At 68.0% G+C, this 20,778-nt stretch carries 17 protein-coding genes; 10 read left to right on the top strand and 7 right to left on the bottom strand.

The features are described from left to right. The 3 genes from aceF to ACXJKM_RS25145 all read left to right on the top strand — a co-directional run. Positions 1–1,243: dihydrolipoyllysine-residue acetyltransferase (aceF, locus tag ACXJKM_RS25155; protein ID WP_457355966.1), on the top strand; the 1,243-nt coding region annotated here is incomplete at its 5' end. Positions 1,244–1,259: 16 nt separating this feature from the next. Beyond that, positions 1,260–3,047: a dihydrolipoyl dehydrogenase gene (gene lpdA / locus ACXJKM_RS25150; RefSeq protein ID WP_457355965.1), complete on the top strand. Its 1,788-nt coding sequence runs from the start codon at positions 1,260–1,262 to the stop codon at positions 3,045–3,047. Between the two features lie 6 nt (positions 3,048–3,053). After that, positions 3,054–3,920 carry a BPSS1187 family protein gene (locus ACXJKM_RS25145; RefSeq protein ID WP_457355964.1) on the top strand — a complete coding sequence of 289 codons (867 nt, stop codon included), beginning with the start codon at positions 3,054–3,056 and terminating at the stop codon, positions 3,918–3,920. On the opposite strand, the gene ACXJKM_RS25140 is transcribed toward ACXJKM_RS25145, so the two are convergent. Next, the gene (locus ACXJKM_RS25140) at positions 3,917–4,558 is read right to left on the bottom strand and encodes an FMN-binding negative transcriptional regulator (protein ID WP_457355963.1); all 642 of its coding nucleotides are present in this window, start codon (positions 4,556–4,558) and stop codon (positions 3,917–3,919) included. The genes ACXJKM_RS25145 and ACXJKM_RS25140 overlap by 4 nt on opposite strands. A gap of 100 nt (positions 4,559–4,658) precedes the next feature. On the opposite strand from ACXJKM_RS25140, the gene ACXJKM_RS25135 reads away from it, so the two are divergent. After that, a complete protein-coding gene (locus ACXJKM_RS25135) occupies positions 4,659–5,624 on the top strand; it encodes a LysR family transcriptional regulator (RefSeq protein ID WP_457355962.1) in 966 nt (321 codons plus the stop codon). Here ACXJKM_RS25135 and ACXJKM_RS25130 read toward each other — a convergent pair. Both ACXJKM_RS25130 and ACXJKM_RS25125 read right to left on the bottom strand, forming a co-directional pair. After that, a complete protein-coding gene (locus tag ACXJKM_RS25130; RefSeq protein WP_457355961.1) occupies positions 5,621–6,193 on the bottom strand; it encodes a hypothetical protein in 573 nt (190 codons plus the stop codon). The genes ACXJKM_RS25135 and ACXJKM_RS25130 overlap by 4 nt on opposite strands. After that, a complete protein-coding gene (locus tag ACXJKM_RS25125) occupies positions 6,183–7,082 on the bottom strand; it encodes an HDOD domain-containing protein (protein ID WP_457355960.1) in 900 nt (299 codons plus the stop codon). Before ACXJKM_RS25125 ends, ACXJKM_RS25130 begins: the two co-directional genes overlap by 11 nt. Before the next feature lie 126 nt (positions 7,083–7,208). Between ACXJKM_RS25125 and ACXJKM_RS25120 the strand changes: the two genes are divergently transcribed. Then, positions 7,209–7,829 carry a transglutaminase-like cysteine peptidase gene (locus ACXJKM_RS25120; protein WP_457323484.1) on the top strand — a complete coding sequence of 207 codons (621 nt, stop codon included), beginning with the start codon at positions 7,209–7,211 and terminating at the stop codon, positions 7,827–7,829. Positions 7,830–7,842: 13 nt separating this feature from the next. Further along, a complete protein-coding gene (locus ACXJKM_RS25115) occupies positions 7,843–9,768 on the top strand; it encodes a bifunctional diguanylate cyclase/phosphodiesterase (RefSeq protein ID WP_457355959.1) in 1,926 nt (641 codons plus the stop codon). Positions 9,769–9,780: 12 nt separating this feature from the next. Here ACXJKM_RS25115 and ACXJKM_RS25110 read toward each other — a convergent pair whose 3' ends face one another. Continuing rightward, a complete protein-coding gene (locus tag ACXJKM_RS25110; RefSeq protein WP_457355958.1) occupies positions 9,781–10,020 on the bottom strand; it encodes a hypothetical protein in 240 nt (79 codons plus the stop codon). Positions 10,021–10,166: 146 nt separating this feature from the next. Between ACXJKM_RS25110 and ACXJKM_RS25105 the strand changes: the two genes are divergently transcribed. Further along, positions 10,167–11,735, top strand: a complete 1,569-nt coding sequence (locus ACXJKM_RS25105; RefSeq protein WP_457355957.1) for a methyl-accepting chemotaxis protein — start codon at positions 10,167–10,169, stop codon at positions 11,733–11,735. A gap of 10 nt (positions 11,736–11,745) precedes the next feature. On the opposite strand, the gene ACXJKM_RS25100 is transcribed toward ACXJKM_RS25105, so the two are convergent. The 3 genes from ACXJKM_RS25100 to ACXJKM_RS25090 all read right to left on the bottom strand — a co-directional run bounded on the left by ACXJKM_RS25100 (position 11,746) and on the right by ACXJKM_RS25090 (position 15,414). Beyond that, positions 11,746–13,998, bottom strand: a complete 2,253-nt coding sequence (locus tag ACXJKM_RS25100) for a TonB-dependent receptor plug domain-containing protein (RefSeq protein WP_457355956.1) — start codon at positions 13,996–13,998, stop codon at positions 11,746–11,748. A gap of 62 nt (positions 13,999–14,060) precedes the next feature. Then, positions 14,061–14,510 (bottom strand): group I truncated hemoglobin, encoded by a 450-nt coding sequence (locus ACXJKM_RS25095; RefSeq protein ID WP_457355955.1) that lies wholly within the window; start codon positions 14,508–14,510, stop codon positions 14,061–14,063. A 13-nt stretch (positions 14,511–14,523) separates the two neighbouring features. After that, on the bottom strand, positions 14,524–15,414 hold the full coding sequence (locus ACXJKM_RS25090; RefSeq protein WP_457355954.1) for a DUF3034 family protein: 891 nt from the start codon (positions 15,412–15,414) through the stop codon (positions 14,524–14,526). 116 nt (positions 15,415–15,530) lie between these two features. Between ACXJKM_RS25090 and apbC the strand changes: the two genes are divergently transcribed. The 3 genes from apbC to fdxH all read left to right on the top strand — a co-directional run bounded on the left by apbC (position 15,531) and on the right by fdxH (position 20,768). Further along, complete coding sequence (apbC, locus tag ACXJKM_RS25085; RefSeq protein ID WP_056195063.1) at positions 15,531–16,625, top strand: iron-sulfur cluster carrier protein ApbC; 1,095 nt, start codon at positions 15,531–15,533, stop codon at positions 16,623–16,625. A 145-nt stretch (positions 16,626–16,770) separates the two neighbouring features. Further along, positions 16,771–19,842: a formate dehydrogenase-N subunit alpha gene (gene fdnG / locus ACXJKM_RS25080; RefSeq protein WP_457355953.1), complete on the top strand. Its 3,072-nt coding sequence runs from the start codon at positions 16,771–16,773 to the stop codon at positions 19,840–19,842. 11 nt (positions 19,843–19,853) lie between these two features. Beyond that, positions 19,854–20,768, top strand: a complete 915-nt coding sequence (gene fdxH, locus ACXJKM_RS25075) for a formate dehydrogenase subunit beta (RefSeq protein ID WP_457324553.1) — start codon at positions 19,854–19,856, stop codon at positions 20,766–20,768. The last annotated feature ends 10 nt before the right edge of the window (positions 20,769–20,778 follow it).

Genomic DNA, 20,778 nt, shown 5'->3' with positions numbered 1-20,778 from the left:
CGGCGACACCGTCAAGGTCGAGCAAAGCCTCATCACGGTCGAGAGCGACAAGGCATCGATGGAGATCCCGTCGTCGCACGCCGGCGTCGTCGAGGAACTGCTCGTCAAGGTCGGCGACAAGGTCAAGAAGGGCTCGCCGCTGGCACGCGTGGCCGCCACCGGTGGAGCGCCTGCGCCTGCGCCGGCCGCAGCAGCGCCCGTGGCCGCGTCGGCGCCTGCCGCAGCAGCCCCAGCTGCCGCACCGGCGGAGACCAAGACCGTACCGACGGCGGCGTTGCCGCCGCATGAGCCTGTTGCGCCGACCGGCAAGCTGCCCCACGCCTCGCCCAGCATCCGCAAGCTCGCCCGCGAGCTGGGTGTGCCGCTGGCCGAAGTGAAGGGCACGGGCGCCAAGGGCCGCATCGTCGAGAGCGACGTGCAGGGCTTCGTCAAGGCCGTCATGTCCGGTCAGCTCCAGACTGCCGCGCAGAAAGCCGCCGCGCCCGCCGGCGGTGGTGGCAGCGGTTCCGGCCTGAACGTGCTGGCCTGGCCCAAGGTCGACTTCGAGAAGTTCGGCCCCGTCGAGCGCAAGGAACTGTCCCGCATCAAGAAGATCTCGGGCGCCAACCTGCACCGCAACTGGGTGGTCATCCCCCACGTCACCAACCATGACGACGCGGACATCACCGACCTCGAAGCCTTCCGCGTCCAGCTGAACAAGGAGAACGAGAAGGCCGGCATCAAGGTCACGATGCTCGCCTTCATGATCAAGGCGGCCGTCGCGGCGCTGAAGAAGTTCCCCGAGTTCAACAGCTCGCTGGATGGCGACACGCTCGTCCTGAAGAACTACTTCCACATCGGCTTCGCGGCGGACACACCCAACGGCCTGGTCGTGCCCGTCATCAAGGACGCCGACAAGAAGGGCATCTTCCAGATCACCCAGGAAATGGGCGATCTGGCCAAGAAGGCCCGCGACGGCAAGCTGGGCCCGGCCGACATGAGCGGCGGCTGCTTCTCGATTTCGTCGCTCGGCGGCATCGGCGGCAAGTACTTCACGCCCATCATCAATGCGCCCGAGGTGTCCATCATGGGCGTCTGCAAGAGCTCGATCGAGCCCGTGTGGGACGGCAAGGCCTTCCAGCCGCGCCTGATCCTGCCGCTGTCGCTGAGCTGGGACCACCGCGTCATCGACGGCGCTGCGGCTGCTCGCTTCAACGTCTACTTTGCTTCGCTGCTCTCCGACTTCCGTCGGATCGCGCTCTAAGTCGGGAGCTGAACACATGGCAATCGTGGAAGTTCAAGTTCCTGACATCGGCGACTTTGACGAAGTCGGCGTCATCGAGGTGCTGGTGAAGGCCGGCGACACCGTCAAGGTCGAGCAAAGCCTCATCACCGTCGAGAGCGACAAGGCGTCGATGGAGATCCCGTCATCCGCCGCTGGCGTGGTGAAGGAACTGCGCGTCAAGATCGGCGACAAGGTCAAGAAGGGTTCGGTCGTGCTGACGCTGGACTCGGCTGAAGCCGCTGCGCCGGCATCGGCTGCGCCTGCCCCGGCACCCGTGGCCGCCGCACCCGCCCCGGTCGCCGCGACCTACTCGGGCAGCGCCGACCAAGCCTTCGACCTCGTCGTCCTCGGCGGCGGTCCCGGTGGCTACTCGGCCGCCTTCCGCGCCGCCGACCTGGGCCTCAAGGTCGCCCTCGTCGAGCGTTACGCGACGCTCGGCGGCGTCTGCCTGAACGTCGGCTGCATCCCGTCCAAGGCGCTGCTGCACGTCGCGGCGGTCATGGACGAGGTCAGCCACATGGCCGACCTCGGCGTGGCCTTCGGTGAGCCGGAAGTCGACATCGACAAGCTCCGCGCCCACAAGAACAAGGTGACAGGCAAGCTGACCGGCGGTCTCGCGGCGATGGCCAAGATGCGCAAGGTAACCGTGCTGCGCGGCGTCGGCTCGCTGATCGACGCGCAACATCTCAAGGTCGAAGCGACCGAAGGCGCCGTGGGCCAGGCCAAGACCGGCGCGGCCCAGACCGTGGCCTTCAAGCGCCTCATCATCGCGGCCGGCTCGCAGGCCGTGCGCCTGCCTTTCCTGCCGGACGACCCGCGCATCGTCGACTCGACCGGCGCGCTGGAGATGCAGGTCGAGGCCGAGAAGATGCTCATCGTCGGCGGCGGCATCATCGGCCTGGAAATGGGCACGGTGTACTCCACGCTGGGCTCGCGCCTGGACGTCGTCGAAATGCTGCCCACGCTGATGACCGGCGCCGACCGCGACCTCGTCAAGGTCTGGCAGAAGTTCAACGCTCACCGTTTCGACAACATCATGTTGAACACGAAGACGGTCGGCGCCGAAGCCAAGCCCGATGGCATCTGGGTCACCTTCGAAGGCGAGGGTGCCCCGAAAGAGCCGCAACGCTACGACCTGGTCCTGCAGGCCGTGGGCCGCACGCCCAACGGCAAGAAGATCGGCGCCGAGAACGCGGGCGTCATCGTCGGCGACCGCGGCTTCATCCCGGTCGACGTGCAGATGCGCACCAATGTGCCGAGCGTGTTCGCCATCGGCGACATCGTCGGCCAGCCCATGCTGGCCCACAAGGCGGTGCACGAGGGCCATGTCGCGGCGGAAGTCATCGCTGGTGAGTTGCTGGGCGACGAGAAGCTCAAGAAGAGCCAGTTCGACGCCCGCGTGATTCCGAGCGTGGCCTACACCGACCCCGAGGTGGCCTGGGTGGGCATCACCGAGGACGAGGCCAAGGCCAAGGGCATCAAGGTCACCAAGGGCCTGTTTCCGTGGACGGCCTCGGGCCGTGCGATCGCCAATGGCCGCGACGAAGGCTTCACCAAGCTGCTCTTCGACGAGGAAAGCCACCGCATCATCGGTGGCGGCATCGTCGGCACGCATGCCGGCGACATGATCGGCGAGATCGCGCTGGCCATCGAGATGGGCGCGGACGCGGTGGACATCGGCAAGACCATCCACCCGCACCCGACGCTGGGCGAGTCGCTGGGCATGGCCGCGGAAGTGGCGCACGGCTCCTGCACGGACGTGCCGCCGGTGCGCAAGAAGTAAGCAGCGATGCGTCGTCTGTTGCTGGGGGCGGCGTTGCTGGTGGCGCTCTCGGCACAGGCCGAAGAACGTTCACTGCGGGTCGCGCCGCAGGCCACCGATGCGCGGCTCAAGGCCGATGAGCCGCCGCATTGGGTGGTCTACGACCCGGCGGTGACCGAGCCCCTGCTTGTCTGGTTGCCGGGTACCAACGGTCATCCCGCCAGCGGGCCGAAGGGCCTTTTCCAGGCGGTGCGATCCGCCGGTTTCCGGTTGGTCGGCCTGTCCTATCTGGACGATGTGGCCGTATCGCAGGTCTGCAAGGGACCGCGGCTGCAGGCCCATCCGACCTGCGCCGCGGCCTTCCGCCAACAACGCGTCTGGGGCGACGCGACCGCGGCGCCCATTGACGACCGGCCCGAGGATGCCATCGTGCCGCGGCTCACCCGGCTGCTGCGCCATCTGGCCGAGCAGGATCCGGCTGGCCAATGGGTCGGCTACCTTGATGGCGATGAGCCACGCTGGAGCCGCATCGTGCTGGCTGGCCAGTCCCAAGGCGGCGGCATGGCCGCCTTCATCGCCAAAACGCGCGCGGTGGCCGGCGTGCTGGACTTCTCGGGCGGCTGGGACCGCGAGGCCAGCGGCGACCTGGCCCGCTGGTATCGCCGTGCCAGCGTCACGCCGCCCGAACGCTGGCATGCGACCTACCACGTGCAGGAGACGGCCGCCGACCTCCTGGCGCAAAGCTATCGCCTGTTGGGGATCCCGCCGGCCCAGGTTCATGCGTTGGACCTGCCGTTGCGCCCGGGCGGCCAGCCGCATGGCGAAGGCATTGCCAACGCGGCCTATGCGCCGCTGTGGCAGCAGATGCTGAGGACGGTGAGACCCGAGCCCTAGCGCGCGGCCTCCCGCACCAGCTCTTCATGCCGCCGCATCGCGGCGGCCAGTTGATGGCCGCCGTAGCGGGACAGGCCGGCGTAGGCGTCGGCCCGCGCGTCGGCCGGGTCGCCCTGGCCCAGCTTGAACTGGGCGCGGGTCTCCAGGATGCGGGCACTGAAGGGCACGATGTACTGCGCCAGTTGCTCCAGCCGCGGCCCCATCTCGGCCGGCCGCCAAGCATTGGGGTAGGGTGCTTCGACATGGGCGCTCAGCAGCTCCAGCGCACGCAGCAGCTGTTCCGGGCTGTCCTCGATGCTGACGTCCAGTTCGAACTGGACGAACTCGTAGTTCCAGGTCGGTGCGTAGCGGCGGTTGCCCATCCAGCTGCTGGCGATATAGCCCTGCGCACCGGTGAAGGTGGCCAGGGCGCGCGGTTGGCGCTGCAGCAGGGCGAACTGCGGGTTGCGACGCGACAGATGGCCGATCAGCCGTGCTTCGCCGCTGGCCGCATCGCGCTCCAGGATCAACGGCAGCGGCGTGGCCAGCATCCGGCCCTCGTCGGCGCTGACGAGGGTGGCCAGCGGGAAGTCGGCCACCACGCGGTCGATCTCGCCACGGTTGGCGGGCTGGAAGGGAAGCTGTTCGTACATCGACATGGCGTGGTTTCTTGTTGTGCTGGGAAGGCCTGCAGTCTAGGAACGCACTGAGCCTCCTGAGTATGCGAATTTGCAATTTGTCATTGCAAAATTGCTGGTCATGACAGCGCCCATCATCAACGACCTGAACTGGGACGACCTGCGCCTGCTGCAACTGATCGCCCAGCATGGCGGCCTGGCCAAGGCGGCCGGCGCGGGCGGCTTGAGCCATGCGACGCTGTTCCGGCGGCTGCGGGCGTTGGAGCAGAAGCTGGACCTGCGGCTGTTCGAGCGCCTGCGTGGTGGCTATGTGGCCACGCGCGCCGGCGCTGAGCTGGTCGAGCTGTCGCGCCGCATGGGGCGTGAGCTGCATGTCGTGACCGAGAGCCTGCGTGGGCGGCAGGCCTGGCCTGGCGGCCTGCTGAGGTTCAGCGCGGCCGATACCTGGATGCAGGCCCTGCTGCCGCCGCTGCTGGCCAGCTACCAGACCCGGCATCAGGTCCAGCTGCAGGTGCGCAGCGGCAACGCGCTGCTGGACGTGCAGCAGGGCGAAACCGATGTCGCGCTGCGCTCCGGCGGGCCACCGCCGGAGTCGCTGGTGGGGCGCCGCCTGGCGCGTGTCGAGGCGACGGTCTATGCGTCTCGCAAGCTGGGCGGCGTCAGCGCGGAGACCCTGGACCTGCAACCCTGGGTGGGTGTCGACGCGGAGCTGGCCCACCTGGCATCGGCCCGCTGGCTGGAGGGCCAGGGCCTGGGCCGCCAGGTGGCGGTGCGCACCAACAGCCTGACCCATGTTCGCCAACTGGTGCGCGCCGGCATGGGCCTGGGTGCCTTGCCCTGCTATCTCGGCGATGCCGACCCCGAGCTGAAGCGCGTGTTCGATCCGCCGCGCGACTGGCGCAGCGAGCTGTGGCTGCTGACCCGCGTGGAGCTGCGCCAGGTGCCCCGCGTCAAGAAGCTGTTCGAGCATCTGTACGAAGGTACGCGAGCGCTGCTGCCGCTGATCGAAGGGCGCAGCCCGCAGCCGGACACGCCTGAGCAGGAAGCGGAGATCCTGAAGCGCTGGAAGGCGGCCAAGGCCGGCTAGATGTTGGACGGATACATCGCCGGGCAGTTCGCCGTGCCGAAGCGGTCCACCGGGATCCGAAAGCGCATGCCCACGCGCAGCTGCTTCCAGCGCTCGGCGTCGACGCGGCAGACCCAGGCATGGTCCTCGCGGTCGCGCAGCTCGATCTCGAAATAGGCTTCGCGCTTGCTCAGGCGCTCGCTGCCGGGCTGGCCGGGCGGGGCCATGCGCAGCGGCGGGCGCGGCCAGTCGGGGCGCTCGCCGGGGCCGCCCTCGTTCTTGACGATCCAGCTGCGGCGCCAGGCCAGGACGTTGTAGCGGCAATGCTCGCCCGGCTCGGCGCGCTTGCCGGTGGGATCGGCGATGGTGCGGCGGCTGATGTCGAAAGCGCCCTCGGGAAGCTCGTCGCACCAGTCCGAGCCGGACTCGGAACGCAGCCGCTCGACGATGATCTCCATGCGCCAGCTGCGTTTGGTCAACTCGACGGCGACGCCGGACGGGCCGAACGCCCACCAGCCGACGATAGCCAGTGCCGCCACCACCATGGCGGCCAGCACGATGACACGCAGGCGCGGGAACCTAAGCCGCATCGAACTGCGCGCTGATGGCCTCTTCCCACTGGGCCAGCTCTTCCCAGTCGATGTGCAGCCAGGCCATCGCAGCCTGGTGGTGGCCGGCCCAGTCGGCGTCCTCGGGCAGGCCTTCGTGGCGGCGCATCAGATGCTCGGCGATCAGGCCGGCGGCGATCAGCGTGTGGATCTCAGGCTCAATGCCGTCGTGGCCGAGGGCCGCGAAGTCGTGGTGCAGGCGGATGGCCGACATCAGCGGCGCCGGCAGGTTCCAAACGCGCACGACCAGCGCGCCGACGACGGCATGGTCGGTCTTGTGGTTGGCGTTTTCCGTGGCGATATAGGGGCGGTCGATGCGAGCGCCGGCCTCCACCATGGTGGCTGCATAGCCGCGCACGCTCTGCATCAGCACCGGCATGCCAACGTGCAGGAAGAGACCAAAGCTGTGCGCCAGGTCAGGCGACAGGCCTGGCAGCTGCTGGGCAATGATGGCCATCGCGATGGCGCGCTTGGTGCTGCGCTCCCAGAAGCGCGCCAGCTGTGGCGCGTTGACGGGGATGGCGTGCTGGGCCAGGAAGCCCGTCATGACGGCCACGCTCTCGCGCAGGCCGATGCGCGTCATCGCCTGGCCGACGGTGGTGCAGGGCAGGCCGACGGGCTTGAACAGCGGCCCGTTGGCAATGCGCAGCAGCGTGGCGGCCATGGCCACGTCGCTGGAGGCGATGCGCGAGACCAGGTTGAGGTCGGGTTCCGGCTGGTTCATGGCCTGCTGCAACTGCGCCAGCAACTCGGGGCAGGGCGGGATCTGGATCTGCTGCAGGGGGCCACGGCGGCGCGACTGGTCGATGTCGTCGCGGATCTGCTGCGCACGAGTACGCAGGTCGTGGGAAGGTGCCGGGTTCTGCATCATCCAAAAATCTTATGGCGCTTCGGACATGTGCCAGCCGGGTACAGTGAATTCAACTGCAGCCCGCCGTCAATCTTGCCCACTTCCCCGCCTCGCGTCGCTTTCGCCCTTCGTCGGCATCGGTGGTGGTTGGCCGTCCTGGTGGCCGGGCCGGTGCTGGCGCTGGCGGCTTATGACGCGGCGCGTGTGCTGGAAGCTGCCGCCGCCCGCGGCCCCCGCGTCGTCGAGCAGGCCCAGGCCCTGGTGCAGCAGATCGAGCGCAGCGGCGTGAGCGAGGAGCTGCAGCGGCTCAAGGACATCAACGATTTCTTCAACCGCCGCCTGGCCTTCAAGGACGACGCCGTCACCTGGAACCTGCCGGACTACTGGGCCTCGCCGCTGGAAAGCCTGGAAAAGCGCGCTGGCGACTGCGAGGACTACGCCATCGCCAAATACTTCGGCCTGGCGGCCACGGGCGTGCCGACGGCCAAGTTGAGGATGGTCTATGTGCGGGCGCGGCTGCAGGGCCAGTCGCTCGCCCACATGGTGCTGGCCTACTATGCCCAGCCGGGCGCCGAGCCGCTGATCCTGGACAACCTGCGGCCCGAGGTGCTGCCCGCATCGCAACGCACCGACCTGACGCCGGTGTTCAGCTTCAACACCGAGGGCCTGTGGCAGGGCGTGGGCCAGGTGACGGCGGGTGACCCGCTGGCGCGCCTGTCGCTGTGGCGCGAGCTGGTGGCCAAAGTGAGAGCAGAGGGATTCTTGTGAACGGGAGTGAGACATGTCGTTGATGCGGCAGATCGCCTGGCTGGTGCTTGGCGTGGTGCTGGCCGCGCTGGTGGGCGCGGTCGGCCTGTCCATGGTCTCCGCGCGGCAGTTGATGCACACCCAGCTGGAGCTGAAGAACGCCGACAACGCCCAGGCCCTGGCTCTCGCCCTGTCGCAGCAGCAGGGCGACCGTGAGCTCATCAAGCTGCTGGTGTCGGCCCAGTTCGATACCGGCGCCTACGAATTCGTGCGTTGGCGTGGCGCCAATGGTGAGACCTTGTTCGAGCGTGCCGAGGCGCCGCGCCCGGGCCAGGCGCCGGCCTGGTTCCGCGCCATGCTGCCCATCGAAGCCGCGTCCGGTGTGGCCCAGCTGTCCAACGGTTGGAACGCCATCGGTGCGGTCGAACTGAAGAGTCATTCCAGCTACGCCCATGACGCGTTGTGGCTGACCTCGCGGCGCCTGCTGGCCTGGCTGCTCATCGTCGGCATCGTCGCGGCCGTGCTGGCCTGGGCGGGCCTGAGGCGCATCCGCCGCCCGCTGGACGCCGCCGTGGCCCAGGCCGAGGGTGTGCTGGCCGGCAGCTATGGCCAGGTCGTCGAGCCGCGCGTGCCGGAGCTGCAGCGCCTCACCCGCGCCATGAACGCGATGGTGCAGCGCGTGCGCGACCTCTTCGAGGCCCAGGCCGGCCAGCTGCTGGTGCTGCGCGAGCAGGTGCACCACGACCCGCTGACCGGCGTCTCCACCCGCAAGCATTTCCTGGCCGAGCTGGACGCGGCCCTGCGCCGCGACGACGGCCCGGCGGTGGCTGGCCTGGTACTGGTACGCCTGCGTGACCTGTCCGGCCTGAATGCCCGCCTGGGCCGGGGCGCTGTCGACGATGTATTGCTGACCGTCGTCTCAGCCCTGCAGGCTTATCCGGAGTCGGTGGCCGGTTGCCGCGTCGGCCGCCTGAATGGTGGCGACTTCGCACTCTGGCTACCGGCCGAGGGCGTGGCCGCCGAGACGGCCCATGCGCTGGCCGACGCGCTGCGCGCCAGCCTGCCGGCCTTCGGGCCCGGTGTGCAGGTGGCGCTCGGCGCCGTCGAGCTGCCACGCGAGCGGCCGAGCAACGTCTGGCTGGGCGAGGCCGATGCCGCGCTGGCCCGGGCCGAGCACCAGAGCGAGGCGCGTGGTGGCTTTGTCGTCGAGATCGTGGCCGACCCCGGCATTGGCCGCGAGCAGGGCGAGGGCCTGTGGCGTGCCCAGCTGCAGGAGGCCGTCAGCCAGCAGCGTGGCCGCCTGGTCGAGTTCCCGGTGCGTGACCGAGGTGGCCGTGTGTTGCATCTGGAATGCCCGCTGCAGTTGCAACTGGATGCCGATTTCCAGCCGGCCACGGCCTGGCTGCCTCTCGCGGTGCGTGCGCGCATGACGGCCCAGGTCGACCTGCTCGCCGTGGATCTGGCCCTGCGGGCCATCGCGGCCGACGGCAAGGCGCGCTGCATCAATGTGGCGCCGGTGTCGCTGGCCGACGCGGCCTTCCTGCCGCAACTGCGCGAGCTGCTGGCGCAATGGCCGCAGCCGGCGCGGGCCTTGCTGCTGGATCTGGCCGAGGCTGCGGCGACCGAGCATTTCGAGCGTCTGCTGGAGTTCGGCCGCCAGCTGCGGCCACTTGGGGTCAAGTTGGGCCTGGAGCATGCCGGCGCTGGGCTGGCGCAGGTCGAGAAGCTCTACCAAGCTGGGCTGGACTACGTGAAGCTCGATGCTTCTGTGCTGCTCGGCGTGGCTGGGGAGGCGGGCCGCGCGGCGTTTGTGCGGGGCATGGTGATCATGCTGCGCAGCTTGGCTTTGAAGGTGTACGGCGAAGGCGTGGTCGATGAGATGGATGCGCAAGCGCTGTGGGATTGCGAGCTCGACGGCCTCACGGGGCCTTGGGTGACGACCAGCCAGCGTGCCGGCTGACGATGTGCGCGCTCAGGCCAGGGCCTGCACCTGCGCGGCACCCAGCGCGCCGCCGTAGATGCGGGAATCCTGCAGCCAGCCGTTGAAGTGCGGGTCCTGGCCGTACTGCGTGCGGCCGAGCCATTTCTGTATCGCGCGGCCGCCAGCGTCACGTGGCCGACTCTCGGCAGGCAGGCAGCCGCCCAATGCCGTGCCGAGGTTCGCCAGGCGAAAACCTGCGAGCAGAGTGACAGGATCGCCAATGCGCAGCATCAACAGATCTCGTGCTTGATGGGGGGTGGCGTGGCGAGAAATGACTGATCCGTGGCATTGTTTGCACCTCATGGCTGCTAAATAAATCAGATATCAGGTCTCTCGGGTAACTTTCGGCATCGCCTTGGCCAGCCCGAAGAGCCACCATGAACTTCTCCTCTTTGACCGTCCGCRCAAGACTCATCCTCGCCTTCGGTGCCGTGGTGGCGCTGCTGCTGCTGATCGCGGGGCTCGCCTGGCGGGCTCTCCAAACCGAGGCGGAGGCCTTCGAGGGCTACGTCACAGGCATTGACGCGCGCATGCGCGTCGCCAACGCGGTACGGCTGGCCGTGGACGAGCGCGCCATCGCAGCGCGCAACCTTGTGCTGGTCACGCAGCCGCAGGATCTGGATGTCGAGAGGGCCCGGGTGGAAAAGGCGCACGCCACGGCCTCCGAGCAACTCGGCCGGCTCCAACACATGGCCGAGGCCGCCGACGTGTCGGCCAAGGCGAAGGCGCTGATCGCCGACATCGTCCGCGTCGAGCAGAAATACGCGCCGGTGGCCCTGGGCATCGTCAAGCTGGCGCTGGAGCAAAAGCGCGACGAGGCCGTGCTGCGCATGAACGAGCAGTGCCGTCCCCTGTTGGCCGAACTGGTGCAGGCGTCGAGCGCCTATTCGGATTACACCGCGCAGCGCGCCGAAGAGCTGATTGAACAGGCGCAAGCGCGGGTCAGCAGCCAGCGCAACGGCTTCCTGGCTGTCGTCACCTGCGCCCTGGTGCTTGCCGCCGTCAGTGGCGCCCTCATCGTGCGCAGCCTGTCACGGGCACTCGGGGCCGAGCCGGCCGAATTGAGCGCGGCCGCGACCAAGGTTGCCGACGGCGACCTGAGCCCCGTGGCCGGTAGCGAGCGCGCACCGGTCGGCAGCGTACTGGCATCGCTGGGGGCCATGCGCGACAGCCTGGCCGGCATCGTGCAGCAAGTGCGCGAGGCGTCGGAGTCCATCGCCACCGGCTCAACGCAGATCGCGTCGGGCAACGCCAACCTGAGCCAGCGTACAGAAGAGCAGGCCAGTGCCCTGCAGCAGACGGCGGCCACGATGGAGGAACTGGGTACCACCGTGCGCCATAACGCCGACCATGCCGAACAGGCCAGCGAACTGGCCAAGACGGCGACGGGCGTCGCGGCCCGGGGCGGCGCCGTGGTGAGCGACGTCATCGCCACCATGCGCGACATCGATGCCGGCTCCCGAAAGATGGCCGACATCATTGGCACCATCGATGGCATCGCCTTCCAGACCAACATCCTCGCGCTGAACGCGGCCGTGGAAGCCGCCCGCGCCGGGGAGCAGGGCCGGGGCTTTGCCGTGGTGGCCGGAGAAGTGCGCACGCTGGCGCAGCGCAGCGCGGTCGCGGCCAAGGAAATCAAGGGCCTCATCGACTCCAGCGTGACCCACGTCAGCAAGGGCTCGGCGCTGGTCGACCGGGCCGGGGAGACCATGCGCGACGTCGTCGAAGCCATCGGGCGGGTCAGTGGCATCGTGGCCGAAATCAGCGTGGCGAGCCGCGAGCAGAGCACCGGCGTCGGTCAGGTGGGTGACGCCGTTTCGCAGATGGACCAGGTCACCCAGCAGAACGCCGCGCTGGTGGAAGAGAGCGCCGCAGCGGCTGAGAGCCTGAAGGACCAGGCCGGGCGCCTGGTCACTGCCGTCAGCGCGTTCTCGCTCACGCGCTAGCCGTCTCGGCTCAGATCTTCATCTCCCAGCGCAGCTGCCACTGCACGTAGCTTGGCCCGCCGCTGCGCGACGTGATGACTTGATCGCCCGTGGCGATGACCGAGCCCGTGAAGTAGTCCATCGCCGACAGATTCGTCGCCGACAGGCGCAGCGACTGCTCGGTGTTGATGGCCCACAGCGCAAACGCATCGACGACGACCTTGCGGCTGGCGGTGGTCTCGGTGATCAGCGTCTGCTGGATGGTGGTCGACGGCGTCCAGTTCAGCGAGGCGCCCAGCGTCAGCGGGACTGAGCGCAGCCGGTAGTCGGCGCCGAGGTTGGCCGTGCCCTTGGGCTGGCCGTCGATGTGGTTGTTCGGCCCCGGGATGCCGTCGACCTTGGACGTGAAGACGCTGAAGTTGCTGCGCACATTGATGGGCAATGCACCCTCGAAATACTCATCGAGGCGAAAGCGCGCCTCCAACTCGACACCAGCGGTCGACGCCTTGCCGATGTTCTGCGGGCGAGCCACCCAGCGCTGCGTCGCGGCCCAGGGCACCGTCTCCAACGCCGTCACGGTGCGCATCAGGTTCGTGATGCGGCGCGCGAAGAAGTTGGCACTGAGCAGGCCGCCCTTGGTCAGGTAGTGCTCGTAGCCAATCTCGAAGCCGGTCGCCAGCTCGGGCTTGAGGTCGGGGTTGCCGGCGCGGTCGGGCGTGTTGGCCTGGTGAGGCACCTGGCTGTTGATGGTCGGCCGGGCGATCAGGTCCTGCAGCTGCGGGCTGCGGTAGCTGCGCGTCAGGCTGGCGCGGATCATGTCGCGGCCCTTGTCGTCGAGCTTGTAGCGGGCATGCGCCAGCGGCGTGAAGACGTTGGACTTGTTGCGCGCGTCGTAGGTTGCGGCGCTGGACTTGGTGGTGATGCCCTCCCAGCGCAGGCCGGCGTAGAAGTCCCATTGCTTGCCAACGTTCCACTCGTCCTGGGCATAGGCCGCCACGCGCACCGAGGACGCATCCAGGTCGTCGCCAAAGTCGTCCAGCCCCGGCTGGGGCGCGCCGTTGACCAGGGTCACGCGGTTGGTGTGCCGCGTCGTCCCTTCGCCCTCGATGCCGCTGACAAGAGCATGGTCGCCGCCCAGGTTGTGCGAGATCTTGGCCAGCGCACTCCAGTTGCTGTCGCGGCTGGTGTTGTTGTCGTCCTGCAGCCGCGTGGCCGCACCGGCCAGGCGTTCCTGGCGCACGCTGTGGCTCTCGCCACGGGCGCGGCCGATGCCGCCGCGGGCCTCGACCCGGGTGTCGCTGCTCAGCTTGCTCTGCCACTGCGCGTTCAGCCGCGCCATCGTGAAGCGGTTGTCGCCGTCGGTGTCGGCCTGGTCGAAGAAGCCGGGGGGCAGGGGATTCGGCTGAGGCGTCGTCGTCTGCAGCAGCTGGGTGTTGCTGCTGGACTTGGTCGAGACGATGAAGGGCTGGATGGCCAGGCTGTCCGTCGCGTTGAGCTTGAACTGCACGCGGCCGGTCAGGTTCAGCGCGCTGCGCTGGTCTTCGGTGCGGCCGCGCGAGGTCAGCAGGCTGTCACTGTTGCTCGCGACGGTATGGGTCAGCGTGTCATTGATGATGTCGTCGATACGCTCACCGCGCATCGCGTTGACGGTCAGGTTGTAGGCATGGCCCTCGCCGAAGTTGTCGTTGCGCGTCCAGCTGATGCCGGGGCTGATCTGGCCGCGCTCGGTCGCGAAGCCGGCGCGGAACTCGTTGAGCTTCTTCTTCAACGCCTCGCGCAGCACGATGTTGATGGTGCCGGCGACGGCACGCGTGCCGTACTCGGCCGTGGGTGCGCGCAGCACCTCGATACGCTCGACCTGCTCGGGCGGCAGCTGGTCCAGCGAGAAGCCGGGCGGCATGCGCTCCCCGTTGACGAGGATCTGCGTGTAGCCGCCGCCCATGCCGCGCATGCGGATGTCGCCGCCGCGGCCCGGGCGGCCGCCGGTGGTCACGCCGGGCAGGCGCTTGATCATCTCGCCCAGCGTCGAGTCGCCGAACTTCTCGATCTCTTCGCGCGTGATGACGATCTTGCTGGCCGTGGAGGCCTTGCGGATGGATTCGTCAGTGGCCGTGCCCGTGACCTCGACGCGCTTGAGCTGCTCGGACTTGGCGTCGGCGGGCTTGGGCGCCGGGCGAGCCGGCGCGGAGGCCGCCGCATCGGGTGCGGCGGGGAACTGCGCAAGGGCAGGCAAGCTGCCGCAGGCCGCCAGCAGGGCGGCCGCGGATACACGGGTGAGTTGCATGGCTGGCAGTGTGCCGCGCGGGCCCGGCCGCCTTGTGGCGCCGCGGTTAACGAAAGAATTCTTTACCGACGTTGCTGCGTTTCAGTCACCGTGGTGACGATTTCGCGGTGCATCGGCGCCAGCCTGGCCAGCATGCCGTTCTGCGCGCTGAAGGGAATGCCCTTGGCATCCATGGCCTGCTGCAGGATCTCCACCAGCGCATTGAAGTCACGCCGGGCGATGTCCAGGTCCTGGTGCACGAGCTTCATCGGCACGCCCTTGTAGACGCAGGGGCCGCCGGCCTCCTGGCAGAGCTGATCGGTCAGCTGGGTCGCCAGGTTTTCGCGGTTGGTGTTCTTGAAGAAGGGCGCCGTGCGTGGGTCGGTCAACAGGCGCGGCACGAATTCGTCCATGACGGCGCGGATGCCTGCCTTGCCGCCCCAGGCCTGGTAGACGCTGTCGTTGGCCGGTGGCGTCTGCGCGAGCGCGGCGGCGCCGGTGAGCAGCAGGCAGGCAAGAACGGCACGGGCCATGGGGAACTCCGGGTCAGAGCGCGAACTGCGCGGACAGATAGCCGCCGGTCTGGCGCTTGGGTTGCACAGCCGGCGCGATGCGGCCGAGGTCCACCCAGGCAGCGGTCAGCGAGACATGCTTGTTCGGCGCCCAGGCGATGAAGATGTCCTTCCAGTCGTCTTCCTTCAGCGCGCCCGCGCCCAGCACCGACTGGTTCAGGTTGTCCGGCTTGGCGCGGAACTCGACGCCGACGGCCAGGTTCTTGGCCAGCAGCTTGGCGAGCGAGAACTCGGGTTGCAGCCGGTAGCCCTTGCCCTGGGCCCCGCCGAAGCCCAGCAGCCCATTCTGGTTGGCCTTGGTGGCGCGCAGCGTCAGGTTGACGAGCACGCCGTCGGCCAGGAAGAGCTTGGTGGCGCTGGCGTAGAAGTCCGTGCCCGAATCCCTGGCGCCGAGTGGCCCGAACAGCGTCGGGCCGAGGTTGCCGGCGTGGGTCTTCTTGTGCTCCAGGCCGATGGCGATCTGGGGCATCAGCGTGTCGCTGTCCAGCACGGCGTCGCCAATGACGCGCAGCTTCACGCCCAGGATGTCCTGCTTCAGGTGCAGGCCGTCCAGGCCGAGGGGAGCGAGGTTGCTTTCGGTGTCGAAGTCCTGCCTGGCCAGCGAGACCTCGATGCGGTCGTGGAAGGCGATGGCCGCGCCATAGGTCAGCAGGCCGTAGTTGCCGGTCTTGGCGCGGGTGACGAAGGCGGTGGCGCCGACTTCGCCGGCCGTGGCATAGCTGCCGGTCACGGCCCAGGGCGTCAGCCCACCGCCGGCGGCGCCGTCGATGCTGGACACGCCGCCGGTCAACAGCAGCTTGCCGGACTGGGCAAGGGCCGAGGTTCCCAGCAGGGCGGCGGCAAGCAAGACAACAGGTCGGCGCATGAAATCTCCGGCGGCAATGCGGGGCCGCCTCACTCTACGCACAAAGCCCGCCGACTGGATGCAGACCGCTTGCGGGCTAGACTGTTCGCCCCGTTTGCCGTGAACTGTTCCCTGCCATGACCGCGATCTCCGATGTCCAGCTGCAACCCCTGCTGCAAGCCGTGGTGGACCCCGGCAGCGGCCGCCCGCTGGGTGAAGCCAAGGCGGTCAGGTCGATCAAGGTGGATGGCGCGGATGTCGCCGTCGACATCGAACTGGGTTACCCGGCTGCCAGCCAGCACGCGGCCCTGCGCGCGGCTGTCATCGCCGCGGCCAAGGGACTGGCGGGCGTCGGCAATGTCAGCGTCGCCATCACCACCCAGGTCGTCGCTCACGCGGTGCAGCGCGGCGTGCAGCTGCTGCCGGGCGTGAAGAACATCATCGCCGTCGCCTCCGGCAAGGGCGGCGTGGGCAAGAGCACGACGGCCGCCAACCTGGCCCTGGCCCTGCATGCCGAAGGCGCCCGCGTGGGTGTACTGGATGCCGACGTCTACGGCCCCAGCCAGCCGCTGATGCTGGGCGCCAGCGGCCGGCCGGAGTCCCTGGACGGCCAGAACATGGAGCCCCACATCGCCCACGGGCTGCAGGTCAACTCCATCGGCTTTCTCGTCGAGGACGACCAGGCCATGATCTGGCGCGGCCCCATGGCCACGCAGGCGCTGGAGCAACTGCTGCGCCAGACGCGCTGGCAGGAGCTGGACTACCTCGTCATCGACCTGCCGCCGGGCACCGGCGACATCCAGCTGACCCTGTCGCAGCGCGTGCCCGTGACCGGCGCCGTCATCGTCACGACGCCGCAGGACATCGCGCTGATCGACGCCAAGAAGGGCCTGAAGATGTTCGAGAAGGTGGGCATCCCCATCCTGGGCATCGTCGAGAACATGGCCGTGCATATCTGCTCCAACTGCGGCCATGCCGAACATATCTTCGGCGCCGACGGCGGCCAGAAGATGGCGGCCCAGTACGGCACCGAGCTGCTGGCCTCGCTGCCGCTGGCCATGAGCATCCGCGCCCAGGCCGACTCCGGCACGCCCACCGTCGCCGCCGAGCCGGACGGCGAGGTGGCCGGTCTTTACAAAGCACTGGCCCGCAAGGTCGCGGCCAAGATCGCCGCCCAAGGCAAGGACTACTCGGCCAAGTTCCCGAGCATCTCGATTTCCAAGTCGACCTGATACCCGACTGATCCAGTCCCCCAGGGTTGCCCTGCCTGGACAAGGGCCCTCCTTTGTGAAGAAATCACAGTGCGGTGGCCAACGATGGCTGCTGGCGTGATTCGTTCCTGCACAAGAGCGGGCCCTGCCCGCAGGAGACAGCCGAATGGACATGAACCGGAGGGCTTTCTTCCGGGTGAGCGGCGCGGGGCTGGCAGCGTCCAGCCTGGTGGCCCTGGGGTTCTCGCCAACGGCCGCCCTGGCCGAGGCGCGCAACTTCAAGCTTGCCCGGGCAACCGAGACCCGCAACACCTGCCCCTACTGCTCGGTGGGCTGCGGCGTCATCATGTACTCGTTGGGCGACAAGGCGAAGAACGTCACGTCGTCCGTCATCCACATCGAGGGCGACCCCGACCACCCGGTCAACCGTGGCACGCTGTGCCCCAAGGGCGCCGGCCTGCTGGACTTCGTGCACAGCCCCAACCGGCTCAAGCACCCCGAGATCCGCGAACCGGGCAGCAAGGAATGGAAGCGCGTTGGCTGGGATGAGGCCATGGACCGCCTTGTCAAGCTGATGAAGGCCGACCGCGACGCGAACTTCGTCGCCCAGAACGCCGACGGCAAGACGGTGAACCGCTGGCTGACCACCGGCATGCTCTGCGCCTCCGCATCCTCCAACGAAGCGGGCTACATCACCCACAAGGCGATGCGCTCGATGGGGATGCTCGCATTCGACAACCAGGCACGTGTTTGACACGGCCCGACGGTGGCCAGTCTGGCCCCGACGTTTGGCCGCGGCGCGATGACCAACCACTGGGTGGACATCAAGAACGCAGACCTGGTACTCATCATGGGCGGCAATGCCGCCGAGGCCCACCCGTGTGGTTTCAAGTGGGTCATCGAGGCCAAGCACCACAACAAGGCCAAGCTCATCGTCGTGGACCCGCGCTTCACGCGCTCGGCCGCCATGAGCGACTACTACGCGCCCATCCGCGCGGGCTCTGACATCGCCTTCCTGGGCGGGGTCATCAACTACCTGCTGACCAACAACAAGATCCAGACCGAGTACGTCAAGGCCTACACCAACGCCAGCTTCATCGTCGGTGAGGACTACAAGTTCGAAGCCGGCATCTTCAGCGGCTACGACGAAGCCAAGCGCCGCTACGACAACAAGAGCTGGGGCTACGAGCTCGACGACAAGGGCTTCGCCAAGGTCGACCCGACGCTGGAGCACCCGCGCTGCGTGCTCAACATCATGAAGGCGCACTACTCGCGCTACTCGCCCGAGCAGGTCAGCAAGATCACCGGCACGCCCAAGGACAAGTTCCTGAAGGTCTGCGAAATGATCGCGGAGACCTCCAGGCCCAACAAGGTCATGACCATCATGTACGCCCTGGGCTGGACACAGCACAGCCAGGGCTCGCAGATGATCCGCACCGGCGCCATCATGCAGCTGCTGCTGGGCAACATCGGCCTGCCCGGCGGCGGCATGAATGCGCTGCGCGGCCACTCCAACATCCAGGGGCTGACCGACCTGGGCCTGCTGTCCACGTCGCTGACGGGCTATATGAGCCTGGCCCGCGACAGCGAGCAGGACCTGGAGACCTACTACAAGACCCGCGCACTGAAGCCCCTGCGCCCCGGCCAGATGAGCTTCTGGCAGAACTACCCCAAGTTCTTCGTCAGCCAGCAAAAGGCCTGGTGGGGCAAGGCCGCCACGGCCGAGAACGACTGGGCCTTCCACTACCTGCCCAAGTGGGACAAGGGCTACGACGTGCTGCAGACCTTCGAGCTGATGGGCCAGGGCAAGCTCAACGGCTACATCTGCCAGGGCTTCAACCCGGTCGGCAGCTTCCCCAACAAGAAGAAGATCATCGGCGGCCTGTCCAAGCTGAAGTTCCTCGTCGTCATCGACCCGCTCAACACCGAGACCGCCGAGTTCTGGAAGAACCACGGCGAGCACAACGACGTGAAGAGCGAGGACATCCAGACGACGGTGTTCCGCTTCCCCAGCACCTGCTTCGCGGAGGAGGACGGGTCCCTCACCAATTCCGGCCGTTGGCTGCAATGGCACTGGAAGGGCGCCGAGCCCCCCGGTGAAGCCAAGGGGGACCCCGAGATCATTGCGCAGCTGTTCATGCGCATGAAGGCGGCCTATGTGAAGGAGGGCGGCGCCTTCCCCGACCCCATCGTCAACCTGAGCTGGCCCTATCTGCAGCCCACCAACCCCTCGGCCGAGGAGCTGGCCAAGGAGTACAACGGCAAGGCCCTGGCCGACGTGACCGACCCCAAGGACGCGACCAAGGTGCTGGCCAAGGCAGGCGAGCAGCTCAGCGGCTTTGGCTTGCTGCGCGACGACGGCAGCACCTCCAGCGGTTGCTGGATCTATGCCGGTGCCTGGACGCAGGCCGGCAACCAGATGGCCCGGCGCGACAACGCCGACCCCTATGGCATCGGCCAGACGCTGGCCTGGGCCTGGGCCTGGCCGGCCAACCGGCGCGTGCTCTACAACGCGGCGTCCTGCGACCCGACCGGCAAGCCCTGGAACCCCAAGCGCCGGCTGATGGCCTGGAACGGCGAACGCTGGGGCGGCTCCGACGTGCCCGACATCCGGCCCGACGCCAACCCGACCGATGCCGACGCGGTGCGGCCTTTCATCATGACTGCCGAGGGCGTGGCGCGGCTGTTTGCACCGACCGGCCTGGTCGACGGCCCGCTGCCCGAGCACTACGAGCCCTTCGAGACGCCGCTGGCCAACAACCCCATGCATCCGGGCAACGCCAAGGCCAAGTCCAACCCGGCCGCGCGCGTCTTCAAGGGCGACATGGAGGCCTTCGGCACGCCCAGGGACTTCCCGTACGTGGCCACCAGCTACCGGCTCACCGAGCACTTCCACTACTGGACCAAGAACGTGCTGACCTCGGCCGTGCTGCAGCCACAGCAGTTCGTCGAGATCGGCGAGGAGCTGGCCAAGGAGAAGGGCGTCGCCAACGGCGACTGGGTCAAGGTGAGCAGCAACCGCGGCTTCATCAAGGCCGTGGCCGTTGTCACCAAGCGCATCCCTTCGCTGGACGTGGACGGCAAGCGCATCCACACCGTGGGCCTGCCCAACCACTGGGGCTTTGTCGGCGTGGCCAAGCCCGGCTATCTGGTCAACACGCTGACCCCCTTCGTGGGCGACGCGAACACGCAGACACCGGAGTTCAAGAGCTTCACCGTGAACCTTGAGAAAGCCTGAGGGAACACGTCATGTCTTCACTTCAATCCCTCGACATTGCCAAGCGCTCGGCCACCACGACGCCATCGACCCAGGCCCGCAAGCATGTGGCCGAGGTCGCCAAGCTCATCGACGTGTCCTCCTGCATCGGCTGCAAGGCCTGTCAGGTGGCCTGCATGCAGTGGAACGACCTGCGTGACGACGTCGGCGACAACCACGGCACCTACGACAATCCACGCGACCTGACGCCGCAAAGCTGGACGGTCATGCGCTTCTCGGAAGTGGAGGTCGAGAAAGACAAGCTGGAATGGCTGATCCGCAAGGACGGCTGCATGCACTGCGAGGACCCGGGCTGCCTGAAGAGCTGCCCGGCGCCCGGCGCCATCGTCAAGTACACCAACGGCATCGTCGACTTCATCTCCGAGCACTGCATCGGCTGCGGCAACTGCGTGACGGGCTGCCCCTTCGACGTGCCGCGCATCAGCAAGGTCGACAGCAAGGCCTACAAGTGCAGCCTGTGTTCCGACCGCGTCGGCGTCGGCCTGGAGCCGGCCTGCGCCAAGGCCTGCCCGACCGGCGCCATCCGCTTCGGCACCAAGGAGGACATGCTGGACTACGGCGCCGAACGCGTCGTCGACCTGAAGGAGCGCGGCTACGCGAACGCGGGCGTGTACGACCCGCCGGGCGTGGGCGGCACCCACGTTGTCTATGTGCTGCAGCATGCCGACCAGCCCGAGCTCTACAGCGGCCTGCCCAAGGACCCGAAGATCAGCCCGCTGGTGTGGCTGTGGAAGGGGGCGGCCAAGCCGCTGGCTGTTGCGGCCATGATCGGCGCGGTCATCGCGGGCTTCTTCCACTACACGCGCGTGGGCCCCATCGAGGACCCGGACGACCCCGAAGCGGATCGCAACGTCGCTCGTGACGATGCCGACCACCCCACCGCCTGACAGGAGCGCA

It is taken from the genome of Roseateles sp. P5_D6 (assembly GCF_054049415.1).
Note: the sequence above shows the minus strand (reverse complement) of the source record. Positions and strands in the feature narration are given on the sequence as shown.

What these genes read in the sequence shown, in the direction of transcription:
- ACXJKM_RS25095 (WP_457355955.1), bottom strand. Translation starts at nt 14,510, where the DNA reads ATGGCCCGTGCCGTTCTTGCCTGCCTGCTGCTCACCGGCGCCGCCGCG.
- ACXJKM_RS25130 (WP_457355961.1), bottom strand. Translation starts at nt 6,193, where the DNA reads ATGCGGCTTAGGTTCCCGCGCCTGCGTGTCATCGTGCTGGCCGCCATG.
- ACXJKM_RS25115 (WP_457355959.1), top strand. Translation starts at nt 7,843, where the DNA reads ATGTCGTTGATGCGGCAGATCGCCTGGCTGGTGCTTGGCGTGGTGCTG.
- lpdA (WP_457355965.1), top strand. Translation starts at nt 1,260, where the DNA reads ATGGCAATCGTGGAAGTTCAAGTTCCTGACATCGGCGACTTTGACGAA.
- ACXJKM_RS25140 (WP_457355963.1), bottom strand. Translation starts at nt 4,558, where the DNA reads ATGTCGATGTACGAACAGCTTCCCTTCCAGCCCGCCAACCGTGGCGAG.
- fdxH (WP_457324553.1), top strand. Translation starts at nt 19,854, where the DNA reads ATGTCTTCACTTCAATCCCTCGACATTGCCAAGCGCTCGGCCACCACG.
- ACXJKM_RS25145 (WP_457355964.1), top strand. Translation starts at nt 3,054, where the DNA reads ATGCGTCGTCTGTTGCTGGGGGCGGCGTTGCTGGTGGCGCTCTCGGCA.
- ACXJKM_RS25135 (WP_457355962.1), top strand. Translation starts at nt 4,659, where the DNA reads ATGACAGCGCCCATCATCAACGACCTGAACTGGGACGACCTGCGCCTG.
- ACXJKM_RS25110 (WP_457355958.1), bottom strand. Translation starts at nt 10,020, where the DNA reads ATGCTGCGCATTGGCGATCCTGTCACTCTGCTCGCAGGTTTTCGCCTG.
- ACXJKM_RS25125 (WP_457355960.1), bottom strand. Translation starts at nt 7,082, where the DNA reads ATGATGCAGAACCCGGCACCTTCCCACGACCTGCGTACTCGTGCGCAG.
- apbC (WP_056195063.1), top strand. Translation starts at nt 15,531, where the DNA reads ATGACCGCGATCTCCGATGTCCAGCTGCAACCCCTGCTGCAAGCCGTG.
- ACXJKM_RS25090 (WP_457355954.1), bottom strand. Translation starts at nt 15,414, where the DNA reads ATGCGCCGACCTGTTGTCTTGCTTGCCGCCGCCCTGCTGGGAACCTCG.
- ACXJKM_RS25100 (WP_457355956.1), bottom strand. Translation starts at nt 13,998, where the DNA reads ATGCAACTCACCCGTGTATCCGCGGCCGCCCTGCTGGCGGCCTGCGGC.